Annotated in this window: 9 protein-coding genes; 6 read left to right on the top strand and 3 right to left on the bottom strand. The window is 74.2% G+C overall.

Going from position 1 to position 9,226, the window contains the following annotated elements; all coding sequences use genetic code 11:
* The 3 genes from ABZ914_RS39850 to ABZ914_RS39840 form a co-directional block, all read right to left on the bottom strand.
* A partial coding sequence (locus ABZ914_RS39850) for a glycosyltransferase family 2 protein (protein WP_500199732.1) occupies positions 1–1,558 on the bottom strand: 1,558 nt, incomplete at its 3' end.
* Positions 1,559–1,769: 211 nt separating this feature from the next.
* Positions 1,770–2,144 carry a BlaI/MecI/CopY family transcriptional regulator gene (locus ABZ914_RS39845; RefSeq protein WP_500199731.1) on the bottom strand — a complete coding sequence of 125 codons (375 nt, stop codon included), beginning with the start codon at positions 2,142–2,144 and terminating at the stop codon, positions 1,770–1,772.
* 32 nt (positions 2,145–2,176) lie between these two features.
* Complete coding sequence (locus tag ABZ914_RS39840; protein ID WP_500199729.1) at positions 2,177–3,088, bottom strand: LysR family transcriptional regulator; 912 nt, start codon at positions 3,086–3,088, stop codon at positions 2,177–2,179.
* A gap of 102 nt (positions 3,089–3,190) precedes the next feature.
* Here ABZ914_RS39840 and ABZ914_RS39835 point away from each other — a divergent pair, with 102 nt between their 5' ends.
* From ABZ914_RS39835 to ABZ914_RS39810, 6 genes are read left to right on the top strand one after another with little or no spacing between them, the layout of a single operon-like run.
* Positions 3,191–4,186, top strand: coding sequence for a fumarylacetoacetate hydrolase family protein (locus tag ABZ914_RS39835; protein WP_500199727.1), 996 nt, complete (start codon positions 3,191–3,193; stop codon positions 4,184–4,186).
* The gene (locus ABZ914_RS39830; protein WP_500199726.1) at positions 4,186–5,145 is read left to right on the top strand and encodes a cyclase family protein; all 960 of its coding nucleotides are present in this window, start codon (positions 4,186–4,188) and stop codon (positions 5,143–5,145) included. Before ABZ914_RS39835 ends, ABZ914_RS39830 begins: the two co-directional genes overlap by 1 nt.
* A 7-nt stretch (positions 5,146–5,152) precedes the next feature.
* Positions 5,153–6,280, top strand: a complete 1,128-nt coding sequence (locus tag ABZ914_RS39825; protein WP_500199724.1) for an FAD-dependent oxidoreductase — start codon at positions 5,153–5,155, stop codon at positions 6,278–6,280.
* Positions 6,277–7,302: an amidohydrolase family protein gene (locus tag ABZ914_RS39820; protein WP_500199722.1), complete on the top strand. Its 1,026-nt coding sequence runs from the start codon at positions 6,277–6,279 to the stop codon at positions 7,300–7,302. Before ABZ914_RS39825 ends, ABZ914_RS39820 begins: the two co-directional genes overlap by 4 nt.
* Entirely contained in the window at positions 7,302–8,240 is a 939-nt protein-coding gene (locus ABZ914_RS39815) for a VOC family protein (protein ID WP_500199721.1), read from the top strand. The genes ABZ914_RS39820 and ABZ914_RS39815 overlap by 1 nt, the downstream gene beginning before the upstream one ends.
* Before the next feature lie 15 nt (positions 8,241–8,255).
* On the top strand, positions 8,256–9,194 hold the full coding sequence (locus ABZ914_RS39810; RefSeq protein ID WP_500199719.1) for a fumarylacetoacetate hydrolase family protein: 939 nt from the start codon (positions 8,256–8,258) through the stop codon (positions 9,192–9,194).
* The last annotated feature ends 32 nt before the right edge of the window (positions 9,195–9,226 follow it).

Raw genomic sequence — 9,226 nt, 5'->3', positions numbered from 1 at the left:
CGAGCTCGCCGGTCGCGGCGACGTAGGCCTCCAGCCGGTCGCCCGCCGCGCGGCTCAGCCGCGGCCGGACGGGCACGGTGAGGTCGCAGTGCGCGGTGCCCTCCGACGTCAGCCGTACCTCGACGGGGGTGCCGCCGACCGTCAGCCGGAGCCACACGCCCCACGTCTGGTCGACCAGCCCGATCGGGCGGATCACCTGGGCGGGGAAGAAGACCGTCTCCCAGGCGATCCGGCCGTTCTCGCGCCGCACGGTCGCCGGGACGCCGAACGCCCGGCCGGGCCGCCGCCGGTCGCGGATCTCCAGCCGGGCGCCGAGCTCGGCGTCCTCGGGGATGCGGCCGAGCGGGTTGACGACGGTGCCGGACATGCGCAGCGCCTTGCCGTCCCGGCGCATCGCGGTGACCCGGCCGCCGAGGACCAGCTCGGACAGCGGCGCCGAGTGCACGCCGAGGCCGGTGATGTCGAGGACGCGGCGGGCCGGCGCGGCGCCGAGGTGGTCGCCGGTCCAGTAGATCCGGCCGTCCCGCTCGGCGGGGGCGATCGACAGGACGGGCCGACCGCCGCCCTTCGGCGCGTGGTCGGCGGCGGCCATCGCCGCCTCGATGTCGCGCTCGCGGACCATCAGCGCGGCGATGGCGGGCATCTTCTCCGCGGCCTCGAACACGGCGTCGTCCAGCCGTTCGAGGTAGGGGCGGGCCAGCCCGACGAACGCCTCGCGGTGCCAGGGGTCGCGGCTGCGCAGCTCGCGCAGGTAGAGCAGCAGGTCGTGGTTGACGAACTTGACGTCCTTGACCAGCGCGATCTCGTCCGCGCCGTGCGCCCGCAGCGCCGCGTCGATGCGCCGGTGGATCTCCAGCCGGTCGGCGAAGTTGCTCAGCTCGGCGCGCCGGTTGCTGATCGACAGGGCGCCGCCGCGCGGGTCGACCAGCCAGTTGTAGACCCGGTGCGGGATGACCGCGATCCGGTTCGCGCCGAGGTAGGCCTCGGCGCTGAAGAGCAGGTCCTCGTAGTGCAGCCGGTCGGCGAAGCGCAGCCCGGCGCGGTCGAGGAACTCGCGCCGGTAGCACTTGTTGGTCGCCAGCGTGTCGTAGAGGAGGTCGGGGTTGTCCAGGATGTCGTCGTAGACGGCGCTCTCCCGGTAGAGCCGCGCGTACCAGGAGTGCTCGCGGTCGGGCAGGACGCGGACGCAGCGGCCGGACACGAGGTCGGCTCCGGAGTCGTCGGCGGCGGCGACCATGTTCCGGCAGGCGTGCGGGTCGAGGGTGTCGTCGCTGTCGAGGAACATCACGTAGCGGCCCTTGGCGTGCCGGAGGCCGATGTTGCGCGGCCGTCCGCAGCCGCCGGAGTTCACCGGGAGGGTGAAGGCGCGCACCCGGCCGGGGTTCCGGGCCGCCAGCCGGGCAACGACGGCCGGCGTCGCGTCGGTGCTCGCGTCGTCGACGATCACGACCTCCACGCCGGGCAGCGACTGCCCGAGCGCCGACCGGACGGCGCGGGGCAGCCGCGACGCGTCGTTGTAGACGATCACCACGACGGTCACGTCGGGTTCGGGTGGCATCGGCTCCACCGCCCTCGCTCCTCGGCCAGCACCTACTATCGCGATAGTAAGAGCCTGCGGGTAATCGGAACGTAAGCGCCGGGCGCACCGCGCCCGGCCTGGAGATATACCCCGGACCGGGCGGAAACTCCCCGACCGGTCACCCTCCCCCGCGACGGCGGGCGGCGCGTCCGCACGGGCGATCAAGGCCCCTGTCCCGCGGGGCCGGGCCTCAGCCCTCGCCACCCTCGCTCAGCAGCCGCTGGAGCAGTTCCTCGTCCTCGGGCGCCAGCTCGGACACGAACCGGGCCAGCACGGCGGCGCGGTCGCGGCGGCGGCGCAGCAGCTCGTTCATCGCGGCGGCGGTGTGGCCGGCCTCGTCCACGGCCGCGGAGTACACGAACCCGCGGCCCTCCCGCTCCCGGCTCGCCAGCCCCTTGCGGGCCAGCCGCGCCAGCGTGGTCATCACCGTCGTGTACGCGGGGGCGCCGGGCAGCACGGCCTGCACCTCGGCGGGGCTCATCGGGCGCGCGCCGTCCCACAGGACGGCCAGCACGGCGTCCTCCAGCATGCCCGCCGGGCGCCGTCCCCGGTCGTCCTCGTTCACCAATGCCTCGCCCCCGCAGCGGGTTTACTACGTCAATAGTAGAAGGTCCGCCCCCGCCCGTCCACGCGGCATGATGTCACGCGCCGGCACGGTGTCGCTCGCCGGCGGCCGCGTCCCCGGCTTCCGGGTCCGGGGTGAGGGCGGTCAGGTCGGCGGCGACGCGTGCGGCGGTCTCGCGGAGCCAGATGTGGGCCGCGTCCTGGGTGTGGACGGGGTGCCACCACAGCGCCTCCTGGACGGGCACCGCCTCGAACGGGCACGGCAGGACGCGGACGTCCGCGATCGGCGCGAGCAGCTCGGCGAGGCGGCGCTGGATGAGGGCGACGCGGCGGGTGCCCGCGACGAGGCTCGGCAGCAGCTGGAAGCTCGGCGAGGTCGTCCATGGTGAGGCCGTCGCCGATGTCGGGATGGTCGGCGGCGACCACGCAGACCCACTCGTCGCGGTACAGCTCGACGGTCGGGAAGCCGCTGACGACCCCGTGCGGCATCAGCAGCCCGTCGACGGCGCTGAGCGTCGCGTCGGCGTTCTCGGCGATCTCCGGGCCGACCTGCTGGAACACCAGGCGGGCGGCGGGCGCGGCGGCGTGCAGGGCGCGGGCGAGCGCGGCGCCGAACACCGCGACGGCGTAGTCGGAGGCGATGATCGTGAACTCGCGCCCCTCGGTGGCCGGGTCGAAGTCGGCGCGGCTGGTGAACAGCCGTTCCAGCAGCCCGCACGCGGTCGCGCAGGGCACCAGCAGCGCCGTGCCGAGCGGGGTCAGCTCGTAGGCGTTGCCCGTCCGGACGAGCAGCTCGTCGGCGAAGTGGCGGCGGAGCCGGGCGAGCGCCGCGCTGGTGGCGGGCTGGCTGAGCCCGACGCGCCGGCCGGCGCGGGTGACGTTGCGCTCCTCCAGCAGCGCGCGCAGCGCGACGAGGAGGTTCAGGTCGAGGCTCGCCAGGTTCACGCGTCACCTATCCATGCGGTCGATGAAAGCCATACGAGGAATTGATTTCCCAGATCAGCCCTGGTTGCCCCACGGTTAAGGCAGACATCGAGAGGACACCCCGTGGAAGATCACGCGCACCCGTCCGGCCCCTTCGCGGTCGGCACCTTCTCCAGCGGCGGCGGCCCGCGGTTCGCGGGCCTGGTCCAGGACGGGCGCGTCTTGGACCTGCGCACCGTCCCGGGCCTGCCGGGCGGCGGGGCCACGACCCGCGGCCTGCTGGAGAGCTGGGACGACGCCCTCCCGCTGCTGCGCGCCGCGGCGGAGTCGGGCGGCGAGCGGCTGCCGCTCGACGGGCTGGCGGTGCACGCGCCGGTCGAGCCGCGGCAGATCCTGCAGTCGGGCGCCAACTACCGCACGCACGTCATCGACCTCGCGGTGGCGCACGAGCCGGAGGGCGGGCGGCCCGCCGAGCGGGTGCGCGAGGAGACGGCCGCGATGATGGACCGGCGCGCGGCCGAGGACCAGCCGTACATGTTCATCGGGCTGCCCTCCTCGGTGACGGGCCCCTACGACGACGTGGTGATCCCGGGCTGGTGCGAGAAGCCGGACTGGGAGCTGGAGCTGGCCGCGGTGATCGGCCGCCCGGCGTACCGGGTGCCGGCGGACGAGGCGCTGGAGCACGTCGCGGCCTATACGATCGCCAACGACCTGACGGCGCGCGAGGCGGTGTTCCGCCGGGACATGCCGGAGATCGGCACGGACTGGCTGCGCGCGAAGAACCCGCCGACGTTCACCCCGCTCGGCCCGTACCTGGTCCCCTCGGCGTTCGTCCGGGACCCCGGCGACCTGCGGGTCACGCTGCGGTTGAACGGCGACGTCATGCAGGACGAGTCCACCAAGGACATGATCTTCGGCGTGGCGCGGCTGGTGGCGTACGCGTCGCGGGCCGTCCGGCTGCTGCCCGGCGACCTGGTCCTGACCGGCAGCCCGGCCGGCAACGGCATGCACTGGGGGCGGCTGCTGCGGCCCGGCGACGTCATGGAGGGCTCGATCACGGGCCTCGGCGCGCAGCGCAACCGGTGCGTCGCCGAATCCGCCGACGTGGAGGACGCGTGATGCTCGACCGCACCGACCCCGAAGGCGCGATCGCCGAGGCCGCCGCGAAGTACTCCAACTGGGGGCGCTGGGGCGACGACGACGTGCTCGGCACCGTGAACTTCATCGACGAGGCCAAGCGGCGCGAGGGCGCGGCGCTGGTCCGGCGGGGCGCGTCGTTCTCGCTGTCGCAGCGGTTCGACATGAACGGCCCGCAGAAGGGCTGGCGGCGCCGCACCAACCCCGTCCACACGATGCTGGACACCGGGACGGACGCGGCGCTCGGCAACCAGGGCTTCCCGCACGGCATCGGCGGCGCGGACGACGTGGTGGCGATGCCGCTGCAGTGCTCCACGCAGTGGGACGGCCTCGGCCACATCTTCGACCACGGCAAGGCGTGGAACGGCCGCCCGGCGGAGAAGGTCGTCACGTCCGACGGCGACCTGGTCACCGGCATCGAGCACATGGCCGCTCCGGTCGCGGGGCGCGGCGTCCTGCTGGACGTGGGGCGCGTCGCCGGCGAGGACGGCGAGCTGCCCGACGGCTTCGCCATCACCGAGGAGCACCTCCAGGCGGCCATCGACGCGCACGGCGTGACGGTCGGGCGCGGCGACATCGTCTGCGTCCGTACCGGGCAGCTCACGCGCGCGCGCCGGGACGGCTGGGGCGACTACGCGGGCGGTCCCGCGCCCGGCCTGTCGTTCACCACGGCCGGATGGCTGCACCGCACCGAGATCGCCGCGATCGCCACCGACACGTGGGGGTTCGAGGTGCGGCCCAACGAGTTCGACGACGCGTTCCAGCCGCTGCACCAGGTCGCGATCCCGAACATGGGCCTGCTGATCGGCGAGCTGTGGGACCTGGACGCGCTCGCGGCCGACTGCGCGGCCGACGGCGTGCACGAGTTCTGGCTGGCCGCCGGGCCGATCCCGGTCACCGGTGCGGTCGGCTCCCCCGTCAATCCCATCGCGGTGAAGTGAGGCCGGCATGGCAGCTGTAGGGAACGTCCTGATCGTCGGGGGCGGCACGGCCGGGTCGGCGCTGGCGATCCTGCTGGCGCGGGGCGGCGTCGCGGTGGACGTCGCGGAGATCGAGCCGGGCGCCGGGGCGCTCGGCTCGGGGATCACGCTGCAGGGCAACGCGCTGCGGATCCTGCGCGACCTCGGCGTGTGGGACCGGGTGAGCGCGTCCGGGTACGCGTTCGACGTGCTCGGCCTGCGGGCGCCGGACGGAACGCTCATCGCGGAGATCCCGGACGCGAGGACCGGCGGCCCCGACCTGCCCGCGACGCTCGGCATGAACCGTCCCGAGCTGGCGGCGGTGCTCGCGGACGCGGTGCGGGACGCGGGCGCGACCGTCCGGTTCGGCCTCACCGCCACCGCGCTCGACGACTCCGGCGACCGGGTCACCGCGCACCTGTCCGACGGATCGACCGGCACGTACGACCTGGTCGTGGGCGCCGACGGCATCCGCTCCGCGGTGCGGGGGCTGATCGGCGTCGACCTGTCGCCGGAGCCGACCGGGATGGGCATCTGGCGGATCCACACGCGCCGTCCCAAGGGCGTCGAGCGGACCGACCTGATCTACGGCGGGCCGTGCTTCATCGCCGGGTACTGCCCGACCGGCCCGGACACCATGTACGCCTACCTGGTGGAGAAGGCGCGGCCCCGCGAGTCGGTCGCGGACGCCGACAAGCCGGCGCACATGCGCGCGCTCGCCGAGGGCTACGGCGGCGCCTGGGACGAGATCCGCGCCGACATCACCGACCCGGACCGGATCAACTACACCTGGTTCGAGTCGCTGCTGGTCGACCGGCCGTGGAACCGGGGGCGGACCGTCCTGATCGGGGACGCGGCGCACGCGTGCCCGCCGACGCTCGCGCAGGGCGCGGCGCAGTGCCTGGAGGACGCCGCCGTCCTCGCCGAGCTGCTGCTGGGCGCCGACCGGCTCGACCAGTCGCTGTTCGACGCGTTCATGGACCGGCGGTTCGAGCGCGCCAAGGCGGTCGTCGAGGCGTCGGTGCAGCTCGCGGAGTGGCAGCTGCACCCGTCCCCGGACGCCGACGTCCCCGGCCTCATGGGCCGTATCAGCGCGATCGTGTCGGAGAAGCCGTGAGCGAAGCGAACCCGGGGGCCGCGGGCGTCCCCACCGTCGACGTGCACGCGCACGTGCTGCTGCCGCGGATCGAGGAGGCCGTCGCCGGCGCGCCCGGCCACGCCGAGCACCGGGCGCTGGACGCGCGCCGCAACGGCCCGGAGTCGTTGCGGGTCGGCGGCAAGATGATCGGTGAGCGGTTCGAGCGGCTGACGCGGATCGAGGCGCGGCTCGCCGACATGGACGCCGCCGGGGTGGACGTGCAGATCGTCAGCCCGTCGCCGTCGCACTACCACTACTGGACCGCGCCGGACCTGGCCCGCACCGTGTTCACGATGGCGAACGAGGCCACCGCCGCGCACTGCGCGCAGGTGCCGGACCGGCTGCACGGGCTCGGGCTCGTCCCGCTCCAGCATCCGGACCTCGCCGTCGAGGCGCTCGACCACGCGCTGTCGCTCGGCCTGAAGGGCGTCGAGATCTCCTCGCACGCCCCCGGCCGCGAGCTGTCGGACCCGGAGCTGGATCCGCTGTGGGCGCGGGCCGCCGCGTCCGGCGCGGTGGTGTTCCTGCACCCGTTCGGCTGCACGCTGGACGAGCGGCTCGACCGGTACTACCTGTCCAACATCGTCGGGCAGCCGGCCGAGAACGCCGTCGCGCTGTCGCACCTGATCTTCTCCGGCGTGCTCGACCGGCACCCCGGGCTGAAGGTCGTCGCGGCGCACGGCGGCGGCTACCTGCCGACCTACCTGGGCCGCGCCGACCACGGCTGGCGGGTGCGTCCCGAGGCGCGCGCCTGCGCCGAACCGCCGAGCGCCTACCTGCGGCGGATCTGGTTCGACTCGCTCGTCTACGAGCCGGACGCGCTGCGCGCGCTGATCGCGGCGGCGGGCGCGTCGCAGGTCGTCATGGGCTCGGACCACCCGTTCGACATGGGGGTGGACGACCCGCTCGACCGGCTGCGCGCCGCCCTGCCGCCCGGCCCCGACCTGGACGCCGTGCGCGGCGGCAACGCCGTCGCCCTCTTCGACCTCAAGGAGCACTGATGCCCGACCGCCTCATCACCCATCTGCGCCACGTGGACCTGGCCGTCCCCGACTACGACCGGCAGCGCGAGTTCTACTCGGGCGTCTGGGGCCTGACCGAGGTCGCGGGCGACACCGGCATCTCGTTCCTGGCGGCGGAGGGGTCGCCGGAGCAGTACGTCGTCCGGCTCAGGAAGGCGGACGAGAAGCGCCTCGACCTGGTGTCGTTCGGCGCCGCGTCCCCCGCCGACGTCGACGCGCTCGCCGCCCGGCTCGGCACGGCCGGCGTCACGATCGTCGCCGAGCCCGGGAAGCTCGCCACGCCCGGCGGCGGCTACGGGTTCCGGTTCTTCGACGTCGACGGCCGGACCGTCGAGGTCTCGGCGGACGTCGCCGTCCGCGAGCACCGGAGGCTGGAGGAGCGCGAGGCGGTCCCGGTCCGGCTGTCGCACGTCGTGCTCAACGCCCCCGACCTGGACGCCACCCGCGCCTGGTACGAGACGCACCTCGGCTTCGCGCTCAGCGACACGCTGACGTCCCCGCACATGGGCAAGGTCATGCACTTCATGCGCTGCAACCCGCAGCACCACAGCATGGCGATCGCGAAGGGGCCGCACACGTCGCTGCACCACGTGTCGTTCGAGATGCGGGGCCTGGACGAGTACATGTTCGGCACCGGCCGCCTGCTACGCGCCGGGGTCCGGATGATCTGGGGGCCGGGGCGGCACAAGGCGGGCGACAACACCTTCTCCTACTTCCTCGACCCGCACGGCAACACCGTCGAGTACACCACCGAGCTGGAGACCCTCGACGAGGACTCCTGGCACCCGCACCTGTACGACTTCTCCGACCCCGACGTCACCGACCAGTGGGGCACCGCCAACCCGATGAACGAGCTCATCGCCAAGGAGTCGTTCAACGACCCCGACCGCGGCGTCTTCGTCGCCCCGCCCGTCTGATCCGCAAGGAGCCCCATGCGTCTCGCCACGTACCTGCACCAGGGCGCCCGCCGCTGCGGCGCCGTCGAGGGCGACCGGGTGCTTCCGTTCCCGGACGGCACCGCCCTCCTCGACGTCGTCGCGTCCGGCTCGGTCCCCGCGCCCGCGGGCCCGGCGGTCCCGCTCGCGGACGTGCGGCTCCTGCCGCCGCTGGAACCGCCGTCCGTGCGGGACTTCGTCGCGTTCGAGGAGCACGTCGAGGGCGTCCGGAAGGCCGTGGACGGCGCGTCCGGCGTCCCGGACGCCTGGTACGACGCGCCGACGTTCTACTTCTCCAACCCGCACGCGATGGTCGGCGCGCACGACGACGTGCCGCTGCCGCCCGGCTGCCGGGCGCTCGACTTCGAGCTGGAGGTCGCCGCCGTCATCGGCCGGGCGGGCGCCGACCTGTCCCCCGAGCAGGCCCGCGACCACGTCTTCGGCTACACCGTCTTCAACGACTGGTCGGCGCGGGACCTGCAGTCGCGGGAGATGCGGGTCGGGCTCGGCCCCTGCAAGGGCAAGGACTTCGCGACGACGCTCGGGCCGTGGCTGGTCACCGCCGACGAGCTGGAGCCCTACCGCAACGCCGACGGGTTCCTGCGGCTCGCGCTGACCGCCGAGGTCAACGGCGAGGTCGTCGGGCGGGACCTGCTGTCGAACATGGGCTGGCCGTTCGAGGACCTCGTCGCCTACGCCTCGCGCGGCGCCCGGCTGCGGCCCGGCGACGTCCTCGGCTCGGGGACCTGCGGCAACGGCGGCTGCCTCGCCGAGCTGTGGGGGCGCGGCGGCGCGCAGGACCCGCCGCCGCTGGTGCCGGGCGACACGGTCGCGCTCACCGTCGAGGGCATCGGCACGGTGTCCAACACGATCGTCCCCGGAGCGGCGCCCGTCCCGATCCCGCCCGCGCGCAAGCGAACCCGGGAACGTCCGTGAACCGGGTCGCCGGGAAGGTCGTCGTGGTCACC

Source organism: Spirillospora sp. NPDC046719, from assembly GCF_040645715.1.
Lineage (GTDB): Bacteria > Actinomycetota > Actinomycetes > Streptosporangiales > Streptosporangiaceae > Spirillospora.
Note: the sequence above shows the minus strand (reverse complement) of the source record. Positions and strands in the feature narration are given on the sequence as shown.